The 25,075-nt window shown below is 72.5% G+C and carries 25 protein-coding genes and 1 pseudogene; 16 read left to right on the forward strand and 10 right to left on the reverse strand.

Translation table 11 applies throughout. The features are described 5' to 3' along the window. Positions 1–58 precede the first annotated feature (58 nt). The 5 genes from MCM47_RS02565 (at position 59) to MCM47_RS02585 (ending at position 5,183) form a co-directional block, all read left to right on the forward strand. Positions 59–2,011, forward strand: coding sequence for a GAF domain-containing protein (locus MCM47_RS02565; protein WP_238740511.1), 1,953 nt, complete (start codon positions 59–61; stop codon positions 2,009–2,011). A gap of 93 nt (positions 2,012–2,104) precedes the next feature. Beyond that, positions 2,105–2,902 (forward strand): lipoyl(octanoyl) transferase LipB, encoded by a 798-nt coding sequence (gene lipB / locus MCM47_RS02570; protein ID WP_238740513.1) that lies wholly within the window; start codon positions 2,105–2,107, stop codon positions 2,900–2,902. Between the two features lie 165 nt (positions 2,903–3,067). Then, entirely contained in the window at positions 3,068–4,021 is a 954-nt protein-coding gene (gene lipA, locus MCM47_RS02575) for a lipoyl synthase (protein ID WP_238740515.1), read from the forward strand. Between the two features lie 181 nt (positions 4,022–4,202). Further along, positions 4,203–4,388 (forward strand): hypothetical protein, encoded by a 186-nt coding sequence (locus MCM47_RS02580; protein WP_238740517.1) that lies wholly within the window; start codon positions 4,203–4,205, stop codon positions 4,386–4,388. 96 nt (positions 4,389–4,484) lie between these two features. Next, positions 4,485–5,183 carry a DUF4191 domain-containing protein gene (locus MCM47_RS02585; protein WP_374209053.1) on the forward strand — a complete coding sequence of 233 codons (699 nt, stop codon included), beginning with the start codon at positions 4,485–4,487 and terminating at the stop codon, positions 5,181–5,183. A 194-nt stretch (positions 5,184–5,377) separates the two neighbouring features. Here the strand turns inward: MCM47_RS02585 and MCM47_RS02590 are convergent, their stop codons facing one another. Next, positions 5,378–5,845 (reverse strand): RDD family protein, encoded by a 468-nt coding sequence (locus MCM47_RS02590; RefSeq protein ID WP_238740521.1) that lies wholly within the window; start codon positions 5,843–5,845, stop codon positions 5,378–5,380. 266 nt (positions 5,846–6,111) lie between these two features. Here MCM47_RS02590 and glnA point away from each other — a divergent pair, with 266 nt between their 5' ends. Beyond that, complete coding sequence (glnA, locus tag MCM47_RS02595) at positions 6,112–7,524, forward strand: type I glutamate--ammonia ligase (protein WP_238740523.1); 1,413 nt, start codon at positions 6,112–6,114, stop codon at positions 7,522–7,524. A 280-nt stretch (positions 7,525–7,804) separates the two neighbouring features. Here the strand turns inward: glnA and MCM47_RS02600 are convergent, their stop codons facing one another. Further along, positions 7,805–9,022: a cytochrome P450 gene (locus tag MCM47_RS02600; protein WP_238740525.1), complete on the reverse strand. Its 1,218-nt coding sequence runs from the start codon at positions 9,020–9,022 to the stop codon at positions 7,805–7,807. 203 nt (positions 9,023–9,225) lie between these two features. Between MCM47_RS02600 and MCM47_RS02605 the strand changes: the two genes are divergently transcribed. After that, the gene (locus tag MCM47_RS02605) at positions 9,226–9,582 is read left to right on the forward strand and encodes an arsenate reductase family protein (protein WP_238740527.1); all 357 of its coding nucleotides are present in this window, start codon (positions 9,226–9,228) and stop codon (positions 9,580–9,582) included. Between the two features lie 55 nt (positions 9,583–9,637). On the opposite strand, the gene MCM47_RS02610 is transcribed toward MCM47_RS02605, so the two are convergent. Next, positions 9,638–10,108 (reverse strand): pyridoxamine 5'-phosphate oxidase family protein, encoded by a 471-nt coding sequence (locus MCM47_RS02610; protein WP_238740529.1) that lies wholly within the window; start codon positions 10,106–10,108, stop codon positions 9,638–9,640. Between the two features lie 80 nt (positions 10,109–10,188). Between MCM47_RS02610 and MCM47_RS02615 the strand changes: the two genes are divergently transcribed. The 3 genes from MCM47_RS02615 to MCM47_RS02625 all read left to right on the forward strand — a co-directional run bounded on the left by MCM47_RS02615 (position 10,189) and on the right by MCM47_RS02625 (position 12,031). Continuing rightward, positions 10,189–10,743: a DUF1697 domain-containing protein gene (locus tag MCM47_RS02615; RefSeq protein ID WP_238740531.1), complete on the forward strand. Its 555-nt coding sequence runs from the start codon at positions 10,189–10,191 to the stop codon at positions 10,741–10,743. Between the two features lie 65 nt (positions 10,744–10,808). Beyond that, complete coding sequence (locus MCM47_RS02620; protein WP_238740533.1) at positions 10,809–11,354, forward strand: DUF1707 and FHA domain-containing protein; 546 nt, start codon at positions 10,809–10,811, stop codon at positions 11,352–11,354. Between the two features lie 68 nt (positions 11,355–11,422). Continuing rightward, positions 11,423–12,031, forward strand: coding sequence for a hypothetical protein (locus tag MCM47_RS02625; RefSeq protein WP_238740535.1), 609 nt, complete (start codon positions 11,423–11,425; stop codon positions 12,029–12,031). Between the two features lie 114 nt (positions 12,032–12,145). Here MCM47_RS02625 and MCM47_RS02630 read toward each other — a convergent pair whose 3' ends face one another. Together MCM47_RS02630 and MCM47_RS02635 are read right to left on the reverse strand one after the other, a co-directional pair. Beyond that, the gene (locus MCM47_RS02630) at positions 12,146–12,901 is read right to left on the reverse strand and encodes a hemerythrin domain-containing protein (protein ID WP_238740537.1); all 756 of its coding nucleotides are present in this window, start codon (positions 12,899–12,901) and stop codon (positions 12,146–12,148) included. Positions 12,902–13,241: 340 nt separating this feature from the next. Then, positions 13,242–14,321, reverse strand: a complete 1,080-nt coding sequence (locus MCM47_RS02635) for an esterase family protein (protein WP_238740539.1) — start codon at positions 14,319–14,321, stop codon at positions 13,242–13,244. 394 nt (positions 14,322–14,715) lie between these two features. Here MCM47_RS02635 and MCM47_RS02640 point away from each other — a divergent pair, with 394 nt between their 5' ends. The 4 genes and pseudogenes from MCM47_RS02640 to MCM47_RS02650 all read left to right on the forward strand — a co-directional run bounded on the left by MCM47_RS02640 (position 14,716) and on the right by MCM47_RS02650 (position 17,120). After that, positions 14,716–15,474 carry an SDR family oxidoreductase gene (locus tag MCM47_RS02640; RefSeq protein WP_238740541.1) on the forward strand — a complete coding sequence of 253 codons (759 nt, stop codon included), beginning with the start codon at positions 14,716–14,718 and terminating at the stop codon, positions 15,472–15,474. Between the two features lie 140 nt (positions 15,475–15,614). Then, positions 15,615–15,788: pseudogene (locus tag MCM47_RS41545) on the forward strand (transposase); the annotation flags it as partial. A gap of 47 nt (positions 15,789–15,835) precedes the next feature. Then, the gene (locus tag MCM47_RS02645; RefSeq protein ID WP_308222273.1) at positions 15,836–16,540 is read left to right on the forward strand and encodes an IS5 family transposase; all 705 of its coding nucleotides are present in this window, start codon (positions 15,836–15,838) and stop codon (positions 16,538–16,540) included. Between the two features lie 76 nt (positions 16,541–16,616). Further along, the gene (locus MCM47_RS02650; RefSeq protein ID WP_238740543.1) at positions 16,617–17,120 is read left to right on the forward strand and encodes a hypothetical protein; all 504 of its coding nucleotides are present in this window, start codon (positions 16,617–16,619) and stop codon (positions 17,118–17,120) included. 38 nt (positions 17,121–17,158) lie between these two features. On the opposite strand, the gene MCM47_RS02655 is transcribed toward MCM47_RS02650, so the two are convergent. The 3 genes from MCM47_RS02655 to MCM47_RS02665 all read right to left on the reverse strand — a co-directional run bounded on the left by MCM47_RS02655 (position 17,159) and on the right by MCM47_RS02665 (position 19,911). Further along, positions 17,159–17,650 carry a hypothetical protein gene (locus MCM47_RS02655; protein ID WP_238740545.1) on the reverse strand — a complete coding sequence of 164 codons (492 nt, stop codon included), beginning with the start codon at positions 17,648–17,650 and terminating at the stop codon, positions 17,159–17,161. A 133-nt stretch (positions 17,651–17,783) separates the two neighbouring features. Then, complete coding sequence (locus tag MCM47_RS02660) at positions 17,784–18,005, reverse strand: hypothetical protein (RefSeq protein WP_238740547.1); 222 nt, start codon at positions 18,003–18,005, stop codon at positions 17,784–17,786. A gap of 163 nt (positions 18,006–18,168) precedes the next feature. Next, positions 18,169–19,911, reverse strand: coding sequence for a carbohydrate-binding module family 20 domain-containing protein (locus tag MCM47_RS02665; RefSeq protein WP_238740549.1), 1,743 nt, complete (start codon positions 19,909–19,911; stop codon positions 18,169–18,171). A 229-nt stretch (positions 19,912–20,140) separates the two neighbouring features. Here MCM47_RS02665 and MCM47_RS02670 point away from each other — a divergent pair, with 229 nt between their 5' ends. Further along, the gene (locus MCM47_RS02670; protein WP_238740550.1) at positions 20,141–20,662 is read left to right on the forward strand and encodes a SigE family RNA polymerase sigma factor; all 522 of its coding nucleotides are present in this window, start codon (positions 20,141–20,143) and stop codon (positions 20,660–20,662) included. Between the two features lie 97 nt (positions 20,663–20,759). Further along, the gene (locus MCM47_RS02675; protein ID WP_238740552.1) at positions 20,760–21,662 is read left to right on the forward strand and encodes a hypothetical protein; all 903 of its coding nucleotides are present in this window, start codon (positions 20,760–20,762) and stop codon (positions 21,660–21,662) included. A 55-nt stretch (positions 21,663–21,717) separates the two neighbouring features. On the opposite strand, the gene MCM47_RS02680 is transcribed toward MCM47_RS02675, so the two are convergent. Together MCM47_RS02680 and MCM47_RS02685 are read right to left on the reverse strand one after the other, a co-directional pair. Further along, complete coding sequence (locus MCM47_RS02680) at positions 21,718–22,056, reverse strand: P-II family nitrogen regulator (protein WP_238740554.1); 339 nt, start codon at positions 22,054–22,056, stop codon at positions 21,718–21,720. A gap of 249 nt (positions 22,057–22,305) precedes the next feature. After that, the gene (locus MCM47_RS02685) at positions 22,306–24,642 is read right to left on the reverse strand and encodes a M4 family metallopeptidase (RefSeq protein WP_238740556.1); all 2,337 of its coding nucleotides are present in this window, start codon (positions 24,640–24,642) and stop codon (positions 22,306–22,308) included. Positions 24,643–25,075: the final 433 nt, after the last annotated feature.

Consider the following 25,075-nt stretch of genomic DNA (forward strand, 5'->3'; position numbering starts at 1 on the left):
CGTCGCACCCCTGGCGTACCATCGCGCTTCCCGCTCACTGCGATTGGCGGCCCGCACCATGACCGACCCCCACACCGGCCCGGCACCGGCGCTGCGCCGGCTGATCGACCTGCTCGCCTCCGGCGCCGCCACCGAGGACTTCGCCGACGTGCTGGCCGACGCCCGGCGCCGGGGGGCACCGGCCGCGGTGCTGAGCGAGATCGACGACGCCACCTGGCAGGCCCTGCGGGTGCACCGGACGCTGCGTCAGCACCGGCGCCGCGAGGCCGAGCTAACCGCCCTGTTCGACACCGCCGGGGACCTCGCCGCCTCCCGCGAGCTCGACACCGTGCTGCAGGCGATCGTCCGCCGCGCCCGGATGCTGCTCGGCACCGACACCGCCTACCTGACCCTGCCGGACGAGGCGGCCGGCGACACCTACATGCGGGTGACGGACGGTTCGGTCTCGGTCCTCTTCCAGAACCTGCGGCTCAGCCTCGGCGACGGCCTCGGCGGCCTGGTCGCGCAGACCGCCCGCCCGTACGCGACCCCGGACTACCGGACCGACGAGCGGTTCCACCACACCGGCACCATCGACGCGGGCGTCCTGGACGAGGGTCTGGTGGCGATCATCGGGGTCCCGCTGCTGCTCGGCGGGCAGGTGATCGGGGTGCTGTTCGCCGCCGACCGCTCCCCGCGGGCCTTCTCCCCCGACGAGGTCGCGCTGCTCTGCACGCTGGCCGCGCACGCGGCGATCGCCCTGGACACCGCCAAGTCGCTGGCCGACACCCGGGCCGCGCTGGCCGAGCTGAACTCGGCCAACGAGCTGATCCGGGCCCACGCGGCGGCCGTCCAGCGCGCCGAGCAGGGCCACGACCGGCTCACCGACCTGGTGCTGCGCGGGGCCGAGGTGCCGGACGTGGCCGCCGCGGTGGCCGCCCTCCTCGGTGGCGAGATAGCAGTCCTGGACACCGGGGGCGAACCGCTGGCCGGGCGGGCGGCGGCCGCGGACGGACTGGCCGAGGCGGTCGCCGCGTCCCGGGCCGAGGGGCGCTCGGTCCGGCACGGCGAGGCCTGGGTCTGCGCGGTGCTGGCCGGCCAGGAGCCGCTCGGCACCCTGGTGCTGCGCGGCCGCCCGGACCTCGACGACGCCGACCGGCGGCTGTTCGAGCGGGCGAGCGTGGTGACCGCGCTGCTCCTGCTGCTGCGCCGTTCGGTGGCCGAGGCCGAGAACAGGGTCCGCGGCGAGCTGCTCGCCGACCTGCTCACCGCCCCCGACCGCGACCCCGCCGGGCTGACCGCGCGCGGCCGCCGGCTCGGCGTCGACCTCGGCCGCCCGCACGTGGTGCTGGTGGCCGAGCCGGCCGGCGCACCCGGCACCGCCGCCACCGACCGCAGCCGGCTGGCCCGCGCCGCCGAGCGGTACCTGTTCGGCTCGCGCGGGATCGGAGCCGAGCACGGCGAGAGCGTCGTGCTGCTCGTCCCGGCCGACGACGCCCCGCCGGGCGGCCGCGGGCCCGACGGGCCGGACGCCGCGGACCCCGCCCGCTGGGCGGCCGAGGTGGCCGCCGAGCGGCTGGCCCGGCTCGCCGGCTTCCCGGTCACCGTGGGCGCGGGCCGCCCGGCCGCCGGCCCGGTGGCGCTGGCCGCAGCGCACGCCGAGGGCCTGCGCTGCGTCCGGGCGCTGCGGGTGCTCGGCCGGTCCGGCGAGGGCGCCTCGGCCCGGGCGCTCGGGTTCCTCGGCGTGCTGCTGGGCGACGGCCACGACGTGGACGGCTTCGTCGGCGCGACGCTCGGCCCGCTGCTGGACTACGACGCCCGGCGCGGCACCGAGCTGGTCCGCACCCTGCGCGCCTACTTCGACTGCGGCGGAAGCCTGACCCGGGCCAAGGACGAGCTGCACGTCCACGTGAACACCGTGGTGCAGCGGCTGGACCGGGTGGAGGTGCTGCTCGGGCGGGACTGGAACCGCCCCGAGCGCTCGCTGGAACTCCAGCTCGCGCTCCGGCTGCAGCTGCTCTCGGGCGCCTGAACGGCGCCACCGGCCGAGGCGTACAGTGGCGAGGTTGGTCTCGAACGCCTGGCAAGGAGCAGCAGTGACCACGGAGCGCAACGAGGTGGGCGCATGAGCAAGGACATACGGTTCGTGCGCATGGGCATGGGCGAGAGCGCGGTCCCGTACCAGGAGGCCTGGGAGGAGCAGCAGCGGCTGCACGCGCTCCGGGTCGCCGACGAGATCCCCGACACGGTGCTGCTGCTGGAGCACCCGCCCGTCTACACCATGGGCCGGCGCACCAACCCGGCCGACCTCCCGCTGGACGGCACGCCGGTGGTCGAGGTCAACCGGGGCGGCGAGATCACCTGGCACGGCCCCGGCCAGCTGGTCGGCTACCCGATCGTGAAGCTGCCCGAGCCGATGGACGTGGTGGCGTACGTGCGGCGGCTCGAGGAGGCGCTGATCCGGGCCTGCGGCGAGTTCGGCGTGGAGACCACCCGGGTCGAGGGCCGCAGCGGCGTCTGGGTGCTGGGCGAGACCATCCCCGACGCGGTGGTGGACCCGTCGCAGGTCGTCGACATCGGCAAGCTCACCCTGCGGATGGGCCTGCCGCTGGGCATCGACCCGCGGCTGGCCGGCCCGGAGTACGCGCCCTCCAACGCCGGGCAGCGCGGCGACGACCGCAAGCTCGCCGCGATCGGCGTGCGGGTCTCGCGCGGGGTGACGATGCACGGCTTCGCGCTCAACTGCGACCCCGACATGACCTGGTTCGACCGGATCGTGCCCTGCGGCATCCGGGACGCCGGCGTGGCCTCGCTCTCCGGTGAACTGGGCCGGGACTTCCCGGTCGGGGAGGCGCTGACCGCGGTCGAGAAGCACCTGGCGGACGTGTTCGCCGAGCTGCCGGAGCCGGCGCCCGGCCGCTGAGCCCCGGGCCCGCGGGCCCGTGCCGCGGGCCGGTCCCCGACCGGGCCCGGGGAATCTACCCGCCGGTAGCACTGTTGCCCTGCGATTGCGGGCCGCGGGCCCGGCGAAGGCCGTACAAGCACAGGCGTACCCTGGGGGTACCCCGTCTAGTTCTAGGAGTCGCACGTGTCCGCTGTCGCGCCGGACGGCAGGAAGCTTCTCCGCCTGGAGGTCCGCAACAGCGAGACCCCCATCGAGCGGAAGCCCGAGTGGATCAAGACCCGCGCGAAGATGGGCCCGGAGTACAACGCCCTCCAGTCGCTGGTGAAGAAGGAGGGGCTGCACACGGTCTGCCAGGAGGCCGGCTGCCCGAACATCTTCGAGTGCTGGGAGGACCGCGAGGCCACCTTCCTCATCGGCGGTGACCAGTGCACCCGCCGCTGCGACTTCTGCCAGATCGACACCGGCAAGCCCGCCGAGTTCGACCGGGACGAGCCGCGCCGCGTCGCCGAGTCCATCGTGACCATGGACCTCAACTACGCCACCATCACCGGCGTCGCCCGCGACGACCTGGAGGACGGCGGCGCCTGGCTGTACGCCGAGACCGTGCGCCAGGTCCACGCGATGACGGCCGGACGCGCTGCCGGACGCACCGGCGTCGAGCTGCTCATCCCCGACTTCAACGCGGTCCCGGAGCAGCTGGCCGAGGTCTTCTCGTCCCGCCCCGAGGTGCTCGCGCACAACGTCGAGACCGTCCCGCGGATCTTCAAGCGGATCCGGCCCGCGTTCCGCTACGAGCGCTCGCTGGACGTCATCACCCAGGCCCGCGCGGCCGGGCTGGTCACCAAGTCCAACCTGATCCTGGGCATGGGCGAGACCCGCGAGGAGGTCAGCCAGGCGCTGGCCGACCTGGTCGGCGCCGGCTGCGAGCTGATCACCATCACCCAGTACCTGCGCCCGTCGCTGCGCCACCACCCGGTGGAGCGCTGGGTGAAGCCGCAGGAGTTCGTCGAGCTGCAGCAGGAGGCCGAGGAGCTCGGCTTCGCCGGGGTCATGTCCGGCCCGCTCGTGCGCTCCTCGTACCGCGCCGGGCGCCTGTACCGGCAGGCGCTGGACCACCGGGCGCAGACCGCGGTCTGACGGCCGCAGGAGCCGGCCGGGCCCGTTCGCGCCGGCCGGATTGAGCCATCCGAAGGGGCGGAGCCACGGCTCCGCCCCTTCCGGTTCACCGGGCTTTGACTGGCAGGTCACGGCCTGGTAACACGGGGTGGTGACGATGGGGGCGTTCGAACCATTTCCACCACGAGGGGAGCTGTTCGACATGCAGGTCGGCATCCGGTCGGTGGGCACCGCGCTGCGGCTGGCCGAGAGCGTTCTGCTGGCGGGCGGCCAGCGTCAGGCGCGACGCAACGCCTGGGCCGCGGTCTGCGAGAACCGCCGGTACGCGGCGGCCCGGGAGCGCGACGCGCTGCCGGTCGGACCGGCAGCGGAGGCCGCGCGGCGCTGAGGCCGGTACCGCTGCGCGACCGCACGGGTTCACCAGGGTCACGTTCGGGGCGAACGGGTACCCGGGCTTGGATATCCCGTACCCACGGCACGTACCATGAGCGTTATGGCGAGGGAAACATCCGAGAACCCCGGGCGACTGAAGCAGATCCGCCTGGCGTACACCATGACCAAGAAGGTCGACACCAAGATCGGCCTGATCATCGCCGGCGTCGGCCTGCTGACCTTCGGCGTGTTCCTCGCCATCGGCTTCGCGATCGACCACCCCGTCTACCTGGGCATCCTGGGCTTCATCGTGGCCTTCCTGGCCATGGCGATCGTCTTCGGGCGCCGGGCCGAGCGCGCCGCGTTCGGACAGATGGAGGGCCAGCCGGGGGCCGTCGCGGCGGTGCTGAACAACATCCGCCGCGGCTGGAGCGCCAGCTCCACCCCGGTCGCGGTGACCCGCAACCAGGACGCGGTCTACCGCGCCGTGGGCCGGGCCGGCATCGCGCTGATCGGTGAGGGCAACCCGAACCGGGTGCGCCAGCTGCTGGCGTCCGAGAAGAAGAAGATGTCCCGGGTCGTCGGCGACGTCCCGGTCTACGACATCGTCGTGGGCAACGGCGCGGACGAGGTCCCGCTGAAGAAGCTGCAGATCCACCTGATGCGGCTGCCGCGCGCCATCACCCCGGCCCAGGTCACCGAGACCAACGACCGGCTGCGCGCGCTGGGCGACCTGCTCTCCAAGGCTCCGATCCCCAAGGGCCCGATGCCCAAGGGCGCCCGGATGCCCAAGGGCGGCCAGGCCCGCTGACCCACCCTCCCCATCGAGCCGAACGGCCCCGCAGCGGAACCTCCGCGGCGGGGCCGTTCGATGTTTCGGGCGACGGGCGACGGGCGACGGGCGACGGGCGTCGGGCCTCGGCCGCTCGGGCCGGTCGGGCCGCTCGGAGCCCGGTCGGCCGTCGGGCCCCGGGCGCGGAAGCGCCGGGGGAACCCGGGAAGAGCCTAGATGCGGACCTCGACGGTGCCGACGGCCTTGTCGTGCAGGCCGCGGGTGTCCCGGTCCCAGACCAGGGCCGGCACCAGCAGGCAGAGCAGCAGGGTGCGCAGCATCACCTGAGGGATGGTGGCGCGGCTGCCGTCCAGGCGCACCACCCGGAGGCCGAACAGCCGCTTGCCGACCGTCGTCCCGGTCGTGGCGAGCAGCACCGCGGTGACGGCGAAGAAGAGCGGGGTGGTCCACAGGTTGGCCGAGCCCGCCGATCCCTTGGCGAGCAGCCCGAAGGCGACCAGGGACACCAGCCAGCCGTCGACGAACAGCGCGCCCAGCCGGCGGGCCGGCCCGGCGACCGAGCCGGTGCCCTCCTTGGGCAGTCCGAGGCGCTCACCGCGGTAGCCGAAGTCGGCGCCCATCTTCTCGGCGGCCGCCTTCGGGCCGTCGATCCACGATCCCAACGCTTCTCTGGTGTCCACGAATCCACACTAACCGGGCGTACACCGGGAACCGCCACCGACTCCCCCGGAGGGTGAACCGGGCCGCCCCCGGCTTTCCACCGCGGCCGCCAAGTGGTCCAGACCACTTCGGCGCCGCCGCCTGGGCCGGCGAAGCGATTTGCCCCGGAGCGTACGGCTTTGCCGCCCGTTCAACGAGGGCGGTTAACATTCAGGAAACGACCGGGTCACCGGTTGGAAACGGGCCATTCCTAGGGTGAGCCCCATTCGCACGCCGAGGAGGATGGATGTTCAACAACGCCGCCGAAGTGAAGCAGTTCATCCAGGACAACGACGTGAAGTTCGTCGACGTCCGGTTCTGCGATCTCCCGGGCGTCATGCAGCACTTCTCCGTGCCCGCCGCGACCTTCGACCCGGCCGACACGCTGATGTTCGACGGCTCGTCGATCCGCGGCTTCCAGGCCATCCACGAGTCCGACATGGCGCTCGTCGCCGACCTGGCCACGGCCCGGCTCGACCCGTTCCGCAAGGACAAGCACCTCAACATCAACTTCTTCATCCAGGACCCGGTCACCGGCGAGGCCTACAGCCGCGACCCGCGCAACGTCGCCAAGAAGGCCGAGGCCTACCTCGCCTCCTCCGGCATCGCCGACACCGCGTTCTTCGGCCCCGAGGCCGAGTTCTACGTCTTCGACTCGGTCCGCTTCGAGACCAGTGCCAACGCGTCCTTCTACCACATCGACTCCGAGGCCGGCGCGTGGAACACCGGCGCGGCGGAGGGCGACGTGCGCGGCTACAAGGTCAAGTACAAGGGCGGGTACTTCCCGATCCCGCCGGTCGACCACTTCGCCGACCTGCGCGCCGAGATGTCGCTGGAGCTGGCCGCGGCCGGCCTGGAGGTCGAGCGCCAGCACCACGAGGTCGGCACGGCCGGCCAGGCCGAGATCAACTACAAGTTCAACACCCTGCTGCACGCCGCCGACGACCTGATGCTGTTCAAGTACATCATCAAGAACGTCGCGTGGCGCAACGGCAAGACCGCCACCTTCATGCCGAAGCCGATCTTCGGCGACAACGGCTCGGGCATGCACGTCCACCAGTCGCTCTGGAGCGAGGGCTCGCCGCTCTTCTACGACGAGCAGGGCTACGCGGGGCTCTCCGACACGGCCCGCTACTACATCGGCGGCCTGCTCCGGCACGCCCCGTCGCTGCTCGCCTTCACCAACCCGTCGGTGAACTCCTACCACCGGCTGGTGCCCGGCTTCGAGGCGCCGGTCAACCTGGTCTACTCGCAGCGCAACCGCTCGGCCGCGATCCGCATCCCGATCACCGGCTCCAACGCCAAGGCCAAGCGCATCGAGTTCCGCGCGCCGGACCCGTCGTCCAACCCGTACCTGGCCTTCTCGGCGATGCTGATGGCCGGCCTCGACGGCATCAAGAACAAGATCGAGCCGCTGGAGCCCGTCGACAAGGACCTCTACGAGCTCGCGCCGGAGGAGCACGCCAACGTCCCGCAGGTGCCGTCCTCGCTGCCGGCCGTGCTGGAGGCGCTGGAGGCCGACCACGAGTACCTGCTCGCGGGCAACGTCTTCACGCCGGACCTGATCGAGACCTGGATCGACTTCAAGCGCAGCAACGAGATCGCCCCGATCGCCCTGCGCCCGCACCCGCACGAGTTCGAGCTCTACTACGACCTGTAGGCCGGACCGCCGGCAGGCCTCCGCGCCGGTTCCGCACGCTGCGGCCCCCGTCCCGAATTCGCTTGCCGGGGCGGGGGCTTCGGCGTGCGGAACCGGCGCCGTGGCGAGCAGGACGAAGCCCCGGCCGGGTACGTCTCGGGGGGCGTCGAGCCGGCCGGGCCGGTCCCCGGCCCGCACGCGATGGTCGGCCCTCGGAGTGGCGGTGACGGGGTGGCACACCACGGGAGGGTTCCGGCGGCCGGCCAGCCGGCGGGGCGGCCGGGTGCTACCGGCTTCCCCGTCAGCGGACGGTGACCGGCAGGGTCTCGTAGCCGCGCAGGACCAGGCGGTCCCGCCGGGTCGCCACGCCGCCGGGAGCGAGCCGCGGGAAGCGGTCGAGCAGCGCCGGGAAGGCGACCTCGGCCTCCGTCCGGGCCAGCCGGGAGCCGAGGCAGAAGTGCGCGCCGCCGCCGAAGCTGAGCGGCTGGATGTCGGGCCGGGCGGGATCGAACAGCTCCGGCCGGCGGTAGCGGGTCGGGTCGTGGTTGGCCGCGCCCAGCAGGACCAGCACCATGGTGCCCGCCGGAGCCGGGACGCCGGCCACGTCCAGCCCGTCGGCGGCGGCGATCCGGGTGGTGAGCTGCACCGGTGAGTCGAAGCGCAGCACCTCCTCGGTGAAGGCCGCGGGGTCCACGGCACCGGTGCGCAGCCCGGCCGCCACCTCCGGGTGCCGGAAGGCCAGTGCGAGGCCGTTGCCCAGCAGGTTGGTGGTGGTCTCGAAGCCTGCCACCAGCAGCAGCACCAGGTTGGCCAGCAGCTCCGCGCCGGAGATCCGTTCGGGCGCGTCGGCGGCGATCCGGGCGAGGTCGCTGACCAGGTCGTCCTGGGGCCTGGCCAGGCGCTCGGCGACGAGCCCGGTGAAGTAGCCGGTCAGCTCGTCGGCGGCCACGTCGGCGGCGCCGAGTTCGTCGAGGTCCTGGACCAGCTCCAGGGCGACGGCGAGGTCCCCCGCGAGGGTGCGGAAGCGGTAGTGGTCCCGCGGGGGGACGCCGAGCAGCTCGCAGATCACCTCGACCGGCAGCCGGAAGGCGAAGTCGTCCATGAAGTCGACCGGCGAGCCGTCCGCCCCCTGCTCGGCCAGGCGGTCCAGCAGCCGGCCGACCGCCGCCTCCACCGCGGGCCGGAGCGCGGCCACCCGGCGGGCGTTGAACGCGGAGGCGACCAGCGATCGGACGCGGGCGTGGTCGGGCGCGTTGCGCTGCAGCATCGAGCGGCCGAACAGGGTGACCGAGGTGTGCCGGGCGAGCCGGGGGTCGGCCCGCAGCCGGTCCTCGATGTCCTCCATGACGAAGGCCGGACTGCGCAGCACCTGGTCGGCCGCGGTGTGGCCGATCGCGAGGACGGTGCCGGGCCCGGCCGGGGCGGCGGCGCCGAGCTCGTGCGCCCGGGCGTACAACGGGTACGGGTCGGCCCGGCCCCCGGTGGTCATCAGCTGTCCGATGATCGCTTCGCCGTCCATCCGGCTCTCCCCTCCCGAGACCCCGCGTCCTGCCTCGTGAACCGCCGCCGTCCCGTCCGGAGTTCCCGGAGTTCCCTCCGGACGCCCCGGGCGGCGTTCACGGGTGACCGGTTCGCCCGGGCGGCGGGGGCTGTCGGGCAGGTCCGCTCGGGCACGCACGGCGGAAGGGCGCGGCCGGGAGGGCCGGTCGGTAGGCTGGCGGCATGGAGATCTGGATCAACCCGCGCTGCGGGAAGTGCCGGACGGCGCTCGGCGCGCTGGAGTCCGCCGGCGCCGAGTACACCGTGCGGCGCTACCTGGAGGACCCGCCGACCGCCGCCGAGCTGGAGCAGGTCCTGGAGCGGCTGGCACTGGAGCCGTGGGACATCACCAGGCTCGACGAGCAGGCCGCCAAGGACCTCGGCATGAAGCAGTGGACCCGCGAGCCGGGCGACCGGGCGCGCTGGATCGCGGCGATGGCCGAGCACCCGATCCTGATCCAGCGCCCGATCATCACCGCCGACGACGGCCACGCCGTGGTGGCCCGCACCCCGGAGGCCCTGAACTCCGTCCTGCCGTAGGGCAGTCACTCCACCCCCCGACGCGCGGGACCCGGCCGGGGCCCGCGCGTCGCGGTCACTCCCGCCGGACGCGCTGCACCGGTCGCCCCGGCCGCCACGACGTGATCCAGACGTGCTCGTCCTCCACCGTGGTGTGCACCACCTGCTCCAGCTCCAGCCGGAAGGCGTGGAACGGGCCCGGCGGCGGCTCCGGCAGCTCGGCCACCCAGGCGGCGATCTCGATCTCGTCGGTGATCTCCACCGCCCTGCCGGAGACCTTGGAGTCGCCACCCGCCAGGGTCTCGTCGCCCGGGTGGGCGTGGAGCGCGAAGCGGGGGTCCCGCTGGAGGTCGCGCGCCTTCATCGCGCCGTACATGGACCCGAAGGTGAGATCGGCCCCCGTGAAGTCCACCTCGATGCCGCTCACCCGGGGCGAGCCGTCCCTGCGCAGCGTCGCCAGGACGTGGTGCTTGTTCGCCTCGAAGCGCGCCCGTACGGCGGGGGCCAGATCCGGGGCCTCGTACTCGAAGTCCTGCCAGGTAGCCATGGCGCCAGTCTGGCACCCGGCACCGACGGCCGCGGTCCGGCGCGCGGCGCAGTGTCGGCGGCCGGTGCCAGACTGGCCCGGTGACCACCACGACCACGTACATCGCCTTCCTCCGGGCCGTCAACGTCGCCGGCCGGACGGTGAAGATGGAGCGGCTGCGGGCCCTCTTCGGCGAGCTCGGACTCGACGACGTCCGCTCCTACATCCAGAGCGGCAACGTCTTCTTCACCACCGACGAGCCGGACCGCGCCGCGCTCACCCGCCGGATCGAGGAGCACCTGGAGGAGGCGCTCGGTTTCCCGGTGCCGGTGCTGCTGCGCACCGTCGAGGAGGTCGAGGCGGTGCTCGCAGCCGAGCCCTTCGCAGGCGTCGAGGTGACCCCGGACGTCCGGCTGGTCGTCAACTTCCTGACCGAGCCGCTGCCGGCGGACTTCCCCGTCCCGTACACCTCGCCCAAGGGCGACTACGAGGTGATCGGCGCCGACGCCGGCACCGCGTACGTGGTGGTCCACCTCCGGGACGGCCGCTGGAACGCCCCCGCCAACCTCTTCGGCAGGTCCTACCGCGGCTCGGCCACGGCCCGCTTCCTGCACACCACCGTCAAGATCCTCGCTGCGGCCAGGAAACCGTCCTGATACGGGTCGTCGACGGCCGAGGGGGATTCTGGACAGTCGGGGCCGGCTGCGCCGACAATCGGGCCATGAGCTCTCCTGAGATCCGGACCCACGTGGTCCGGCCGTCCGAGGCCGAGCGGGACCACGCGCTCGACGTGCTGCGGGAAGGCGCCGGCAGCGGCCGGCTGTCGCACGACACCTTCCTCGGGCGGATGGAGCTGGTGCTGCACGCCAACACCCGGTCCGAGCTGGACTCGGCGCTGGCGGACCTGCCGGCCGGGAACCCGGTCGGGCGGTTCGTGCTGCGGACGGTCGGTCAGCTCTCGGCGTTCGGCGTGCGGTTGCGCGGTGCGTGGCGGTTCGAACGGCTGCCGGGGCTGAGCCTGCCCCAGGGCGGCGAGCGGCAGCTGACGATCGGCCGGGTCCCCGGTTCGGGGCTGCGGCTGCACGACATATCCGTCTCCCGTCACCACGCCGAGCTGCGGCGGGAGGGCGACGACTGGGTGCTGTACGACCTCGGCTCGACCAACGGGACGCATGTGAACGGCCTGCGGATCGCCGGCGGGGTACGGGTGCGGCCCGGCGACCAGGTGCGGTTCGGCAACCTGGAGTTCCGGCTCGCCTCGGGCTGAGGCCGCCGGCCGCACGCGGCGCGGGCCCCGGCGGCGGGACTGTCGGTGGTCGGTGCGAGGATGCGGCCATGGACCAGGAGACCGTGACCCCCGAGCCCGAACCCGCCTCCGACCTGCGGCGCGAGGCCGAGGAACGCGCCCGCGAGCTGATCCGCTGCGGTTTCCAGGAATCGGACGAGATAGCCGAGTCCCTGGCCGACGAGTTCGAGGAGGAGGGGCTCTCGGCGGAGGACGCGGCGGCCGTCGTCGGCCCGCTCTGGCGGGAGCGGCTGGCCGAGCAGGCGTCCTGGCCGGAGACCACCGACGTGGACCGGCTGGCGTCGGCCTTCGACGCGCTGGAGGAGCGCGGCGTCGTGGCGGCCATGGACTTCACCTGCTGCGCGAGCTGCGGTTACGCGGAGATCGGCGGCGAGGCCGAGGAGGGATCGCGCGGCTTCGTCTTCTTCCACCAGCAGGACACCGAGAGCGCGGCCGCCGGCGGCGGGCTGATGCTCCGGTACGGCGGCTTCCGGGGCGCCGGTGAGCCGAAGGAGTCGGCGGAGCGGCGGACGGTGGAGATCGGCCGCGAGGTGGTCGCGGCGCTGGAGGCGGTCGGCCTGCCGGTGGAGTGGAACGGCTCGCCGGACAAGGCGATCCACGTCACCCCGCTGACCTGGCTCAACCGCCTTCCCGAGTAGCGGGCGGGCCGCCCGCGGGGTACCGGGCGCCGCCCGGACCACGGGGTGGGGAGCATCCCGGCGCGCAGTGGTCGCGCGCAGCGTTGGATCGACGGCTCGCGAAAGGGCCGGCGGTCAGTCGGCGAGGTGCTCCCGGACGTCGGCGGGGCCCCAGAGCGGAGCGGTGCAGCGCTGGTAGGTGGCCTGCCAGTGCGGCCAGTTGCGGGCCACGTCGTCGTCGCACTCCGCGATCAGCTGCTCGACCACCTCCGGCTCGACGCCGTCCAGCAGCCAGGCGAGCGCGTCGGCCGTCCCGGGGCCGTCGGCGGCGCGCAGCAGGTCCAGCAGCTCGGGCAGGCTGCCGAGCCGGGAGGAGTCGGCGAAGACCAGCTCCATCCGGGGCAGCAGCTGGCGCTCCTCGATCCGCAGGTGGGTCTCCAGCCGGGCGGCGAGGTCCTCCATGGCGTAGGCGACCGGCCAGGCGCTGCCGGCGTCCCGGCTGGCGATCCGGACCAGGGTGGTGACCCGGGTGAACGAGTGGTCGAGGTTGTGGTGGTCCGCTTCCAGCCAGTTGAGCAGCAGCCGCAGCTCCGGGGCGAACCGGCGGACGAGCGGCCAGAGCCGGGTGTCCTGCTGCTCGTGATGGCAGGTCAGCATCGCGGTGACGAAGTGCCAGTGCCGCAGGAGCGCCGCGCCCTTCTCGTCCTCGCCCGGCTGGATCAGCCGCAGCGAGGTGGGCAGCCGCGCCAGGTCGCGGCGGAGCGCGGCGTGCACCAGGCGCAGCCCGGCGAACCGGAGGGCTTGCGGCGCCACGTCGGCGGCCCGGTCGCGCGAGGGCTCGCCCTGGGCGGGAACGGACGGGGACGCTACGGGCAGCAGGTGGCTCGGCATGGCACTCTCTTCACGACTTGGCACGGCTGGCGGCATCGCCACGGACGACCGCGGCGGCGGATTGCAGTCCCACCACAGTGACCACAGTCGATCAGGCATGAATCAATGTCCGATTGACGCGCAGGTCAGCGCGTTGCGGAGGCTTCGCGCCCGCCGCCCTGCGATGCCGACCCCGCCGCACCACACCGGAGCACGCCGCACCCCGCCGCACCCCGCCGGACGTCGCCGGAGCGACGCGGGGAACGCCCGCGGGAACGCCGACGCCCCGGTGGCCGGCCCGCGCAGAGCCGACCACCGGGGCGTCGCACGCGGCGCCGGGGCACCGCACGGCAGTGGAGCGTCAGTCGCTCTCCGGACCCGCCAGGTTCTTGGACAACCACTGCAGCGTGTCCGGGATCATCTTCTTGAAGTCGCTGGTGAGGTGCTTGCCACCGGGCTGCTCGTAGTACTCCAGCGAGAGCGGCGGCGCGGCCTTGGCGACCCAGGCCTTGACCAGCTTGGTCTCGTACGGGTTGGCGCCGCCGGCGGTGACCAGCATCTTCACGTCGGCCTTGCCCTGGGAGACCATCACGTCCGGGCTGTTGGCCTGGCGCTCGGTCTCGTGGCCCTTCCAGAGCCCCGAGTCCGGGTTGAAGTAGCCGTCGATCGGCACGGCGGCCTTGAACTTGTCCGGGTGCTGGAGGGCGAGCTTCGCGCTGCAGAACCCGCCGGTGGAGGCACCCATCACGCCCCAGCCGTCGCGCCCCTTGAGCGTGCGGAAGTTGGCTCGGACGAAGTCCGGGATGTCCTCGGCCATCCAGGTGCCCATCTTGGGCTGGCCCGGGATGTCTGAGCAGTCCAGGGCGTTCTTCTCGTCGGCGGTGAAGTTTTGCACCGGCATGACCATGATGAACGGGTGCGCCTTGCCCGCCTTGACCAGCGCGACGTTCTCCTCCTGGATCGGCAGCTGGTTGTCGGTCCAGGTGTTGTAGCCGTTGCTCTGGCCGCCCGCGTAGAGGGTGAGGACGGGGAAGCCGGTCTTGGCGTACTTCGGGTCGTTGTACTCGGGCGGCAGCCAGATCCAGACCTTGCCGGACACGCCGGACTTCAGCCCGTTCAGCGTGGTCACCATGATCGCACCGGCAGCGGTGTCCCGGGCCTTGGTCATCGGCGCGGCCGGACCGGTCGGCATCAGCACCTTGCTCGCCGGGTTCGCCGTCGGGGTCGGCGTCGGGGTGGCGGTCGGTGCCGCGGCGGAGCCGCTGCCGCCCGCCGCCGGAGCGCCGGAGGCCGCCGCGCCGGTCGCGCCCGCGCCGCCGCCCTTGGCGGAGTCCCCCTTCTCACTACCGTCCGTGCTGCCACAGGCCGCCAACGAGGCGGCCAGGGTGAAGGCGGCGGCGCCGGTCAGCACGGCGCGGATTCGGGTGGACTGCGGCTGCACGGTGAGGACTCTCCGACCGGTGTCACGCCCGCTCCCCTCGGGAGCCGGACGGCGGCCCCCGGGTGGGGCCGGACATGACCGGGGCGCGACGTCGTCCGCGGCCCCGGGGACCGGCGCGCCGTCCCTCGCGGGGGCGCGCCGCCCTGCGATCTTATGACGTGACTCGCGTCAAGCCGGTTGCGCTACCGCCAGCGGCAATCCAATGTTTGTTCCCGATCCGGTAAAGGGTCCGACCCGGCCCGCCGTCCGGCAGGCCCCGGCCCCCACCGGACGGCGGGGAGCACAACCGGAACGGTGCCGGGGCCGCCACGGTTCGGGCCCTCGCACCAGTGACGCCGCGCTCCGGATCGGGCACGATCGGCTCGCCCGTCGCACCACGTCCGAGGAGACCGCCATGCCCCAGCAGATCGCCGTCGTCACCGGAGCCGGGAGCGGGGTGGGCCGCGCCGTGGCCGTGGAGCTGGCCGCCGCCGGCTGGCGGCTCGTGCTCGCCGGGCGGCGCGAGGAGCCGCTCGACGGGACCGCCGACCGGTGCCGGGCGGCCGCTCCGGACGCCGAGGCGGTCGCGGTGCCGACCGACGTCACCGACCCGGAGGCGGTGGACGTGCTCTTCGCCGCGGCGGCCGGGCGGTTCGGCCGGGTCGATCTGCTGTTCAACAACGCCGGGACCTTCGGCGCGCCGACCCCGGTGGACGAGCTGGACGTCGCCGAGTGGCGCGCGGTGGTCGACCTCAACCTGACCGGGGCGTTCCTCTGCGCCCGGGCCGCGTTCCGGCAGATGAAGGCCCAGGACCCGCAGGGCGGCCGGATCATCAACAACGGCTCGATCTCGGCACACGTGCCGCGCCCGCAGTCGATCGCCTACACCGCGACCAAGCACGCCGTCACCGGGCTCACCAAGTCGCTGTCGCTCGACGGCCGCCCGTACCGGATCGCGTGCGGGCAGATCGACATCGGCAACGCCGCGACCGACATGACGGCGGCGATGAGCGTGGGCGTGCGGCAGGCCGACGGGCGGGTCGCGGTCGAGCCCACCATGGACGTCGCCGACGTGGCCCGCACGGTCCGGCACATGGCCGGGCTGCCGCTGGAGGCCAACGTCCAGTTCGCCACCGTGATGGCCACCGCCATGCCGTACATCGGCCGGGGCTGAGGCGCGCGGCCGCGCAGCGGAGACCGGGCGCCGGACCGCGCCGCACGCCGCCGAGACCGGGGCGCGCGGGCCCGGACCGGCCGCCGGCGCCGCCGGCCCTAGGCCGTGTCCTGCCGATCAGTTGAGTCGTTGATACGACTATGGGGAGTAGGGGTGATCTGACTGACGGCCAGTGGGAGCGGCTTCGGCCGCTGCTGCCGGTGAGTAACGGGCGTTGTGGCAGGTGGCGGGACCATCGGCAGGTGATCAACGGCATCCTGTACCGGACGCGAACGGGCGTGCCGTGGCGGGACCTTCCGGAGCGCTACGGTTCGTGGAAGACGGTCCATGAGCGGCATCGCCGCTGGTCGGCGGACGGGACGTGGGAGCGCCTGCTTCAGCGGGTCCAGGCGGAGTCGGATGCCGCCGGTGGGATCGACTGGGACATCTCCGTCGACTCCACGTCGATCCGCGCGCACCACCACGCGGCCGGAGCCCGCCATGCGCCGCCGGTCCTCAAAGGGGGCGCCGCGCACGCGATCAGGAATGCTCGGATGTGGACGGAGCTGTTCAACTGCCTGGTGGCGGTGGTGCGGCCGGCGAGGCCCTCGGACGCTCCCGGGGCGGCCACACCACCAAGATCCACCTGAGTGCGGAGGGTCGCTGTCGGGTGTTGTCCCTGGTCATCACGCCGGGGCAGCGCGCCGACTGCACCCAGTTCGAGCCCGTCATGGACAAGATCCGGGTTCCACGTCCGACGACCGGCCGCCCCCGTACCACGCCCGACAGCGTCAGTGCCGACAAGGCGTACAGCAACCGGCGCACCCGCCGTTACCTGCGGCGACGAGCGATCCGACACGTCATCCCCGAGAAGGCCGACCAGGCAGCCAACCGCCGCAAGCGGGGAAGCGCCGGCGGTCGGCCGCCCGGGTTCGACAAGGAGCGATACAAGAAGCGCAACGTCGTCGAGCGCGCGATCAACAAGCTGAAGAACTTCCGCGCCGTCGCGACCAGATACGACAAACGCGTCTACGTCTTCCTCGGCACAGTCACGGTCGCCGCACTGGTCATCTGGCTCCGCTCATGATCGCGCGGACAGAACCTAGACGAGTAGATCCGAAGTTCCGCCCCGCCGAAGGGCCGAGGGTATCCAAGATCAGCTTGTGACGACCGACCTGAACACCCTCTTGACCGCACTGTACGTGAAGATCGACGACGGGATCGGAGGGACGCGATGGTTGGGCCGCCCGCCTCTGCTCACCGACAACCCGAAGCTGGACGAGCGGGAGGTGCTGGCCGCGATGCTCGAAGTCGACGCCGATCTGGTCGCTCGGCGTGAGGGCATTGTGCTCATCTCCGACAAGGGCTTTGCTTCCAAGGCGTTCGAACAGGAACTCGCCGACCTGGGAATCGAGTTGCTTCGCCCCTCGTTCAAGCGCGAGAAGAAGCGGTTCGGCGAGCCGATGCTCAAGAAGGTCCGCCAGCTCATCGAGTCGGTTAACGACACCCTCAAAGGGCAGCTTGACCTGGAACAATACGGCGGGCGGACCTTCGAGGGCGTCGCGATTCGGGTGGCCCAGCGAGTCCTGGCGATGGCCACTGCCATCTGGCACAACAACCAGACCGGCGCACCCGTCAGCCGCTCGCTGATCGAGTTCGACCACTGACGGCATCCGGAAATGACCGCAGGCAGGCTCTCGCCGGGTCAGAGAACCTCGGTCTGCCCTGGGGCCACGCAGTGGGAGTACCCACCAACCTCCACGATGTAGCCCTTCGGCGGCTCCAGGGATGTCGTCCACCAGATCCCGGTGATCTCCCCGACAGCCGTCGTCTCGCTCAAGGAGTCCGACTCGATGTGGATTCGGACGCGGGTTCCTTCGGGCAGGTCGCTGCGATAGCGGGGCGGCATGTCGGGATGAAGTCTTCCCCGCGAAATCAGGAACTCTGGCCGTAGCCTCCAGGGGCTGCCGTCCTCGGTCTCCACCGAGTAGAACGGTCCGACGTAGCCGTCGCGCTCGTCCTGCTCGATGACACACGCGACGATCACACCGCGGCTGCCCACGATCTCCGGCCCAAGCCAGCCCAGCTCCTGTATGGGTGGATGCGGAGTCGTCAGTTCCACCAACTCGCCGTAGGCCAGAGTGGCCCGCTCGGGCCACGGAGTCTCGTCCAACGGCCACCGTTGCTCGACCGTCATGGGCGCCTCCTGTTCCTGGCCTCGGTTGACTCACCGCAGCCTAACGGCGAAGCGGTTGGCCGATGTGGCCTGGCCAGCCCTCCAAACGCGCGCTCTCGAGACCTCGCCCGCTGGCACATCGGATCTACTCGTCCTAGTCGTCGTGCGAGTGGCGGTAGCGCCGCCGGCCGCCCTCCACGTCGAGCAGGTAGACGCTGGTGGTCGGCCAGTACTCGCCCGCCTCGGTGACGGGGAGTTCGGCCCGCAGCACCATCCGCAGGGAGGGCGGCGGGGCGGCGGCGTTCACGCGCTTGCGGTGGCCGTCCCAGCGGCCGCCGCAGAGTTCGATGTCGAGGACGACGGGGGTGGTGCTCATGCGGCGATGCTGGCAGCGTTCACCCGACCCGGGGGTTTGAACCCCGCGAAGCCACTCCCCCGAGCGAACCACCGGCACAACAGGCTGACGGCCGCCCCGTCGTGTGCAGGGGCGGCCGTCGGCCGGGCCGCGTCCGCGGGGCGGGCCGCGGGTCCCGGGCGGGTCAGTTGCGCCAGGTGTCGTTCAGCGCCACCGAGCCGGAGGCCGGCACCGTCGCGGACCGGTTGGCACCGGACTCCCAGGTCACCGTGCCCGAGGCGTCCTTGCGGATGTACTTGTACTCGAAGGCGGTGCCGGCGGCCATCGAGACGTTCAGCTTCCAGACCGGGTACGAGGCGGAGGAGAGGGGCAGGGCCTTGCCGGTGTCCCAGCCGCCGAGGGCGGCGGTATTGCCCACCACGTAGATGTTCTGCCCGAACACGGTGGTCGCGTTGACCGCGAACGAGGCGCCGCCGGTCAGCGGGGTACCGGAGGCGCCGGGCGCGCCGACGTGGAGGGCCACCGCGTCGCCGGCGCCGACGGTGGCGGTGAACCGCCCGTCCGAACCGACCGTGTAGGACGCGCCGGTGCAGCCGCCCGCGGCCGGGTCGCCGTGCTGGACGTCGCAGTACGAGCCGGCCGGCAGCGAGGTCTGGAAGGTCTGGGTGACCGGCCCGGACTCGCGGTTGATCGCCACGAAGCCCTTGCCGCCGCGGCCGAAGGCGATCGCGTTGTTGCCGTTGGACCACCAGTTGGTGATGCCGGTGCCCGCCACCGCGTTGCGGAAGCCGACCATGTTGGCCACCTGCCGCCAGGCGTGGGTGCAGTTCCAGCCGTCGCTGTAGCAGGCGTTGACGGTGCCGCCGTTCGGCGGGCCGTCGTCGTGGCCGGTGAAGGCGTAGCCGGAGTAGACGTTGGGCGCGCCGTACGGGTGGGCCAGCATGAAGACGTTGGCCAGCGTGTAGGCGGAGCCGTCCTTGTAGGTCAGGGTCGAGCCGTTGCGCTCGGTGTCCCAGTTGTCGACGAAGGTGCGGGCCTTGTCGGTGGGCAGCAGCCCGGAACCCCAGGACGCGAGATCGGCGATCCGGCCGCCCTGGAAGGCGCTCTTCAGCCAGGTGCCGGAGCGGAACTCGTCCACGTCGCCGGTGCCGGTGTATTCGGAGGGCTGGATCGGCTCGCCGGCGCCGTAGATGACCTCCTGCACCCAGTAGGCGTTCGGGTTGGCCGTCCTCGCCTTGATGCCGGCGAGGTCGGCGGCGGCGATGTGCTTGGCCGCGTCGATCCGGTAGCCGTCGACGCCCAGGGAGGCCAGGTCGTCCAGGTACTTCGCGATGGTCTGCTGGACGTAGGCGCTGCCGGTGTCCAGGTCGGAGAGGTTGACCAGCTCGCAGTTCTGCACGTTGGCGCGGTCGCCGTAGTTGCTGATCGCGGTGCGGCAGGAGTGGAAGTCCCAGTCCTGGTAGTACCCGGGGTAGTTGTACTTGCTGTAGACGGTGCCGCCGGTCCCGGTGCCGGAGCCGGCCGACATGTGGTTGACCACCGAGTCGGCGATCACCTTGACGCCGGCCGCGTGGCAGGTGTCGATCATGTTCTTGAAGGACGTCCGGTCGCCGAGTCGCCCGGCTATCTTGTAGCTCACCGGCTGGTAGGACGTCCACCACTGGCTGCCCTGGATGTGCTCCTGGGGCGGCGAGACCTCGACGAAGCCGTAGCCCTTGGGGCCGAGGGTGTCGGTGCAGGCCTTGGCGACGGAGTCGAATCGCCACTCGAAGAGGGTCGCCGTGACGTCCTTTCCGTTGGCCGGCGGGGTGGCCCGGGCGGCGGGGGCGGCGCCGAGGGCCGCGGTGAGCGAGAGCGCGAGCGCCGCGGAGGCGGTCAGCGCGCCGACCACTCTGGCAGGCCGGCGGACGGGGGCGGTGGTGACCACGTTGTCTCCTGGGGGCTGGGGTGGGGGCAGCCTGGGGTACCGCGCGTGAAAACTTGCTGAAACTTGCGGGAAACTTGCAGCGCTGAACCTAGGGTCGGAGCGGGGGCCCGTCAAGGCCTTGGAAGCAACGTTTCTGCAGCTCCGGAAACTCGTGTGCGACTTTCCCTCCGGCCGAGGCGTGGTTACGGACGGCGATCGGCGACGGCCACGGACGACCACGGGGGGCGGCATGGACAGGGCGGGCGACTTCGAGGAGTTCGCGGCCAATCGGGCCGGGCGGCTCTTCCAGGTCGCCTATCTGATGTGCGGCGACTGGCACCAGGCCCAGGACCTCGTCCAGACCACGCTGGCCAAGATGTACTCGGTCTGGGGCCGGCTGCGCCGCGGAGACGACGAGCCGGCGCTCGACGCCTACGCCCGCAAGGTGCTGCTCCGCTGCTACCTGTCGCACCGCCGGCTGCGTCGCTCCGGCGAGATCGCCGTCGGCGACCTGCCGGAGGCCCCGGCCGGTGCGGACGGCCACCCCGCGGCCGACAGCGACCTGCGGCTCACCCTCGTGGCCGCGCTGCGGACCCTGCCGCCGCGCAACCGCGCGGTGGTGGTGCTCCGGTACCTGGAGGACCACCCGATCGAGGCGGTGGCCGAGATGCTGGGCACCACCCCGGCGGCCGTCAAGGGGCTCTCCACCCGCTCGCTCGCCCGGCTCCGCGAGGTCCTGGCGGACGACCGCGAGCTGCTGTTCCGGCCCTGAACCCGGGCCCCGCCGCCCGCCGCCCGCAGCCCTCACAGCCCGCAGCCCTCACAGCCCCGCCCCGCCGCATCCGACCCGACCCGACCAGGAGCCCGCCTTGGCCCCCGACCCGGATTTCGAACCGGACCTCCACCCGGACCTCCACCCGGACCTCGAACACGACCTCGGCAGGCTGCTCGTCGGCAGCGTCCAGGACCTGCACCCGCCGGTCGCCGTGATGCTCGCCGAGGCCACCCGGCGCGGCCGCGTGCTGCGCCGGCGCCGCCGGCTGGCCACCGCCGCCTCCGCGGCGGCCGTACTCACGCTGGCCGCCGCTGTCACCCTGACCGGCCTGCCGGACCCGCTCGTCCACAGCGCCGGCCCCGCCGCCCCGACCGCCGCCGGCTCACCCACCGCCGGCTCACCCACCGACGGCTCCCCCACCGACGGCTCCGCCAGTACCCGCGCCGCCTCCGACCAGGACGAGCTGCGGCAGCGCCAACGCGCCGCCCTCCAGGACACCCTGGCCCGGCTGATCGGCCCCGGCACCACGCTGGACGCCGAGGCCGGCGGTGACCAGCTCACCCTCGACCCGGCCACCGACGCGGTGCTCTGGACCAGGTACGACGACGGGCAGGGCGCCGCCACCGTCTCGGTCGAGGTGCACGGCCCCGCCTCCGGCGCCACCGCGCCCTCCTGCGGCGCCCGCACCGACGCCGCCCGGGCCGCCGGGTACAGCTGCACCACCGCCGGCGGGCCCGGCCCGGCCCCGCAGATCGTCGAGGTGCTGGTGAGCGCCGACACCGGCTGGACCACCTACCGGATCTGGACGCCGTACCCGGACGGCACCCGGGTCGGACTCGCCGTCCACAACGGCACGATGCACGACGCCGACGACCCGTCCCTCAACCCGCACCGGACCCGGTCCAGCCCGCCGATCGACCTGGCCCGGTGGCAGCAGATCGCCGCCGACGAGGCCTGGCAGCAGGTCCCCGGCCTGCGCGGCGCACACCGGCCCTAGCGGCGGACCCGCGGTCGGGCCGACCGGTCGTCAGGCCCACCCGGGACCGTGGAGGCTACACGGCGTCCGGGCCGCGCTCGCCGGTGCGGACGCGGACGATGGTCTCCACCGGCACCGACCAGACCTTGCCGTCGCCGATCTTCCCGGTGCGGGCGGCGCGGACGATCTCCTCGATCACCCGCTCGGCGTCCTCGTCCTCCACCACGACCTCGATCCGGGCCTTGGGCACCAGGTCGATCCGGTACTCGGCGCCCCGGTAGACCTCGGTGTGCCCGTGCTGCCGCCCGTACCCGCTGGCCTCGGTGACGGTCAGTCCGTGCACGCCGACGGCCTGCAGCGCGTTCTTGACCTCGTCCAGCTTGAACGGCTTGACGATCGCGGTGATCAGCTTCATGCGGAGGCCCTGTCGGACGGGTGCGGGTGCACGGTGACGGTGGCGTGGGTGGTGACGTGGGCGGGTCGTGCCGTGTCCGAGGACGCCGTGATCGTACGCCGTCCCGGTGGCCCGGGCGAGGACGACGCCGCCCGGCGTCGAAAGAGGAGCCGGTCGGGCGGCGGGACCGCACGACGCAGGGCCCGGCAGCCGTGCTGCCGGGCCCTGCTCCCTGTCTCACCTGGTTTCAGCCGGTCCTGCCGGCCGGGTTCAGCTCGTGGCGATCGAGGTGTCGTCGATCACGAAGCTCGTCTGCAGCGAGGAGTCCTCGGTGCCGTTGAACTTCAGGGTGACCGTCTGGCCCGCGTAGGCCGACAGGTCGAAGGTGCGCAGCTGGTAACCGGCGGCGGCGTCCACGTTGGAGTAGGTCTTCAGCGTGGTGCCGTTGACGGTCACGGTCAGCTTGTCGTACACGGTCGAGCCGGACTCACCGGTGTCGATGTGCAGGTAGAAGCTGAGGGTGGCCTTGCAGCCGGACGGGATGGTGACCGTCTGGGAGAGGCTGTCCGTGTGGGTCGAGCCGTAGCCGTTCAGCCAGGCCTTCCAGGACCCGCCGTGCGCGGCCTGCGAGGAGCTGTTGTCGATCACGCCGCTGCTGGCCGTCCACGGCGTGGCCGCGCCCGACTCGAAGCCCGCGTTGCCCAGCAGCTGGGCCGGGGTGCAGGTGCTGGTGGTGTCGGTGACCGCCCAGGTGAAGCTGGTGGTCCCGGTCTTGTTCGCCGCGTCCTTCGCGGTCACGGTGACGTTGGAGGTGCCCAGGGTGGTCGGGGTGCCGGTGATCACGCCGGTGGAGGCGTTGATCGACAGGCCGGCCGGCAGGCCGGTGGCCGAGTAGCTGAGCGGGGCGGTGCCGCCGCTGGCCTTGATGGCCAGGTTGACCGCGGTGCCGACCTTGGTGCTCTGGTTGCCCGGGTTGGTGACGGTGACGCCGCCCGGGTTCGGGGGCACGGTGCCGACGTTGACGCCCGCCCAGGCGGTGCCGACCGCGGTGAGCTCGGCGCTGCCCGCGCCGTACAGGTCGGTGGCCGCCTTCTCCGTCGCGGTGCGGGCCGCGGCGTAGTTGGTGGTGGAGGTCATGTAGGTGGTCAGCGCGCGGTACCAGATCGCGGCGGCCTTGTCCCGGCCGATGCCGGTGACGGTGATGTTGTTCTGGGTCGGCGAGTTGTAGCTGACGCCGTTGATGACCTTCGCGCCGCTGCCCTCGGACAGCAGGTAGAAGAAGTGGTTGGCGACGCCCGAGGAGTAGTGGACGTCCTTGTTGCCGACGGTGGAGCTCCAGACGTCGGCGGACTGGCCGTCCTTGGACGGCTTGTCCATGTAGCGCAGCGGGGTGCCGTTCCCGTTGATGTCGATCAACTCACCGATCAGGTAGTCGGGGTTGTCGGTCGGGATGTTGGCGTAGAACTCCACCATGGTGCCGAAGATGTCCGAGGTGGCCTCGTTCAGGCCGCCGGACTCGCCGGAGTAGTTGAGGTTCGCCGTGGCGGCGGTGACGCCGTGGCTCATCTCGTGGCCGGCGACGTCGAGCTCGGTGAGCGGGTGGGTGTTGCCGTCACCGTCGCCGTAGGTCATGCAGAAGCAGCTGTCGTCCCAGAACGCGTTCACGTAGTTCTGGCCGTAGTGGACGCGGCTGTAGGCGCCGACGCCGTCGTTGCGGATGCCGTTGCGGCCGAACGTGTTCTTGTAGTAGTCCCAGGTGGCCGCGACGCCGAAGTGGGCGTCGACCGCGGCGGACTCGCTGTTGGCGGCGGTGCCGTCGCCCCAGCTGTCGGTGGACTTGCTGTACAGGGTGCCGGTGCCGGAGGTCCCGTGGTTCAGGTTGGTGGTGTACATCCCACCGCGGGCGCCGTCCTTCATCTGGTACGTCGAACCCGACTGCGTGGTGCCGATGGTGACGTTGCCGACGAAGACGCCCTTGCCGGTGCCGGTCTGGACGCCCTCGAACTTCTGGATGACCTGGCCGGAGGTCGCGTCGGTGACCACGTGCAGCTTGCTCGGGGTGCCGTCGGCCTCGGTCGAGGAGACGACCGTCTCCCAGGCGAGCCGCGGGTTGTTGTCGGCGGCCCAGACCACCAGGCGCGGCGCGCTCTCCACCGCGGAGCCCGACTCGGCGGCCAGCGCGGCGGACTGCGCGGCCGGCGCGGCCAGCTTCGGAGTCGTGCTGACACCGGTGAGCGCCGCGCTGCTGGCCCGGTCCACGCCCGTGGTCGCACCGCCCGGGGCCTGGTGCACCACCAGGTCGCCGCCGAGCACCGGCAGGCCGTTGAGGGTGCGCTCGTAGCGCAGGTGGCGGGCGCCGTTGGCGTCCTGGACGACGTCCTTGGTGACCAGCTTCTCCTCGCTGCCCAGGCCCAGGGTCTGGGCGAGGGAGGCGGACTGCTGGGTCGCCGAGGAGAGCAGCTCGGCACGGCTGGCCTGCTGGGCGGCGACGGCCGCCGGCGCGTCCGGGGTGGCCGCCTGCGCGATGACCGGGAAGCCGGTCACCAGCAGCGCGGTGGTGGCGGCCATGACAACCGCCGCCTTCCGGGCCTGGGTGTAGCGGGACATGCGGACTCCTTTTCCGACCGGCGCGGGTTCGCGTGCGGTGGAGAGAACCTGGCCGCAGGGTTGCGGCTCAGTGGGGGCCCCCGCCGCCGGTGTACGGCGCGGGTGCGGTTGCGGAGCAGGGTGGAACGATTTCCGTAGGGGCGCGCTGTTCCTGACCTGTGACAGCCGCACCGGGGGGTGGGGCCCCCTCGTCTGCAGCCGGAGGAATCGTGGCAGCAAACGCGTCATGAATGACAGATGCATGCCACGGAATGGCCGATTAGCGATCGAAACCGTATACCGGTCGGCCCCTTGACTGTGTTACAGGCATGAGACCTCGTGACGACCGTTTTCATTTTCTCCGGAACGTTCGGCCACCCCTGGTGGGCACTGACCAGTGCTCGGATCGGCCGCCCGCGCCGAAACCCGGCCGGAGGCGCCGGGCAGCGGCGGC

The sequence above is a fragment of the Kitasatospora sp. A2-31 genome (assembly GCF_022288725.1).
Lineage (GTDB): Bacteria > Actinomycetota > Actinomycetes > Streptomycetales > Streptomycetaceae > Kitasatospora.

Excerpts from the sequence above, each read along its gene's own strand:
- MCM47_RS02685 (WP_238740556.1), bottom strand. The coding sequence starts at position 24,642 with ATGTCCCGCTACACCCAGGCCCGGAAGGCGGCGGTTGTCATGGCCGCC.
- MCM47_RS02660 (WP_238740547.1), bottom strand. The coding sequence starts at position 18,005 with ATGAGCACCACCCCCGTCGTCCTCGACATCGAACTCTGCGGCGGCCGC.
- MCM47_RS02680 (WP_238740554.1), bottom strand. The coding sequence starts at position 22,056 with ATGAAGCTGATCACCGCGATCGTCAAGCCGTTCAAGCTGGACGAGGTC.
- MCM47_RS02625 (WP_238740535.1), top strand. The coding sequence starts at position 11,423 with ATGGACCAGGAGACCGTGACCCCCGAGCCCGAACCCGCCTCCGACCTG.
- MCM47_RS02580 (WP_238740517.1), top strand. The coding sequence starts at position 4,203 with ATGCAGGTCGGCATCCGGTCGGTGGGCACCGCGCTGCGGCTGGCCGAG.
- MCM47_RS02600 (WP_238740525.1), bottom strand. The coding sequence starts at position 9,022 with ATGGACGGCGAAGCGATCATCGGACAGCTGATGACCACCGGGGGCCGG.
- MCM47_RS02655 (WP_238740545.1), bottom strand. The coding sequence starts at position 17,650 with ATGACGGTCGAGCAACGGTGGCCGTTGGACGAGACTCCGTGGCCCGAG.
- MCM47_RS02565 (WP_238740511.1), top strand. The coding sequence starts at position 59 with ATGACCGACCCCCACACCGGCCCGGCACCGGCGCTGCGCCGGCTGATC.
- MCM47_RS02585 (WP_374209053.1), top strand. The coding sequence starts at position 4,485 with ATGAGCGTTATGGCGAGGGAAACATCCGAGAACCCCGGGCGACTGAAG.
- glnA (WP_238740523.1), top strand. The coding sequence starts at position 6,112 with ATGTTCAACAACGCCGCCGAAGTGAAGCAGTTCATCCAGGACAACGAC.
- MCM47_RS02605 (WP_238740527.1), top strand. The coding sequence starts at position 9,226 with ATGGAGATCTGGATCAACCCGCGCTGCGGGAAGTGCCGGACGGCGCTC.
- MCM47_RS02630 (WP_238740537.1), bottom strand. The coding sequence starts at position 12,901 with ATGCCGAGCCACCTGCTGCCCGTAGCGTCCCCGTCCGTTCCCGCCCAG.
- MCM47_RS02670 (WP_238740550.1), top strand. The coding sequence starts at position 20,141 with ATGGACAGGGCGGGCGACTTCGAGGAGTTCGCGGCCAATCGGGCCGGG.
- MCM47_RS02620 (WP_238740533.1), top strand. The coding sequence starts at position 10,809 with ATGAGCTCTCCTGAGATCCGGACCCACGTGGTCCGGCCGTCCGAGGCC.
- MCM47_RS02640 (WP_238740541.1), top strand. The coding sequence starts at position 14,716 with ATGCCCCAGCAGATCGCCGTCGTCACCGGAGCCGGGAGCGGGGTGGGC.
- lipB (WP_238740513.1), top strand. The coding sequence starts at position 2,105 with ATGAGCAAGGACATACGGTTCGTGCGCATGGGCATGGGCGAGAGCGCG.
- MCM47_RS02610 (WP_238740529.1), bottom strand. The coding sequence starts at position 10,108 with ATGGCTACCTGGCAGGACTTCGAGTACGAGGCCCCGGATCTGGCCCCC.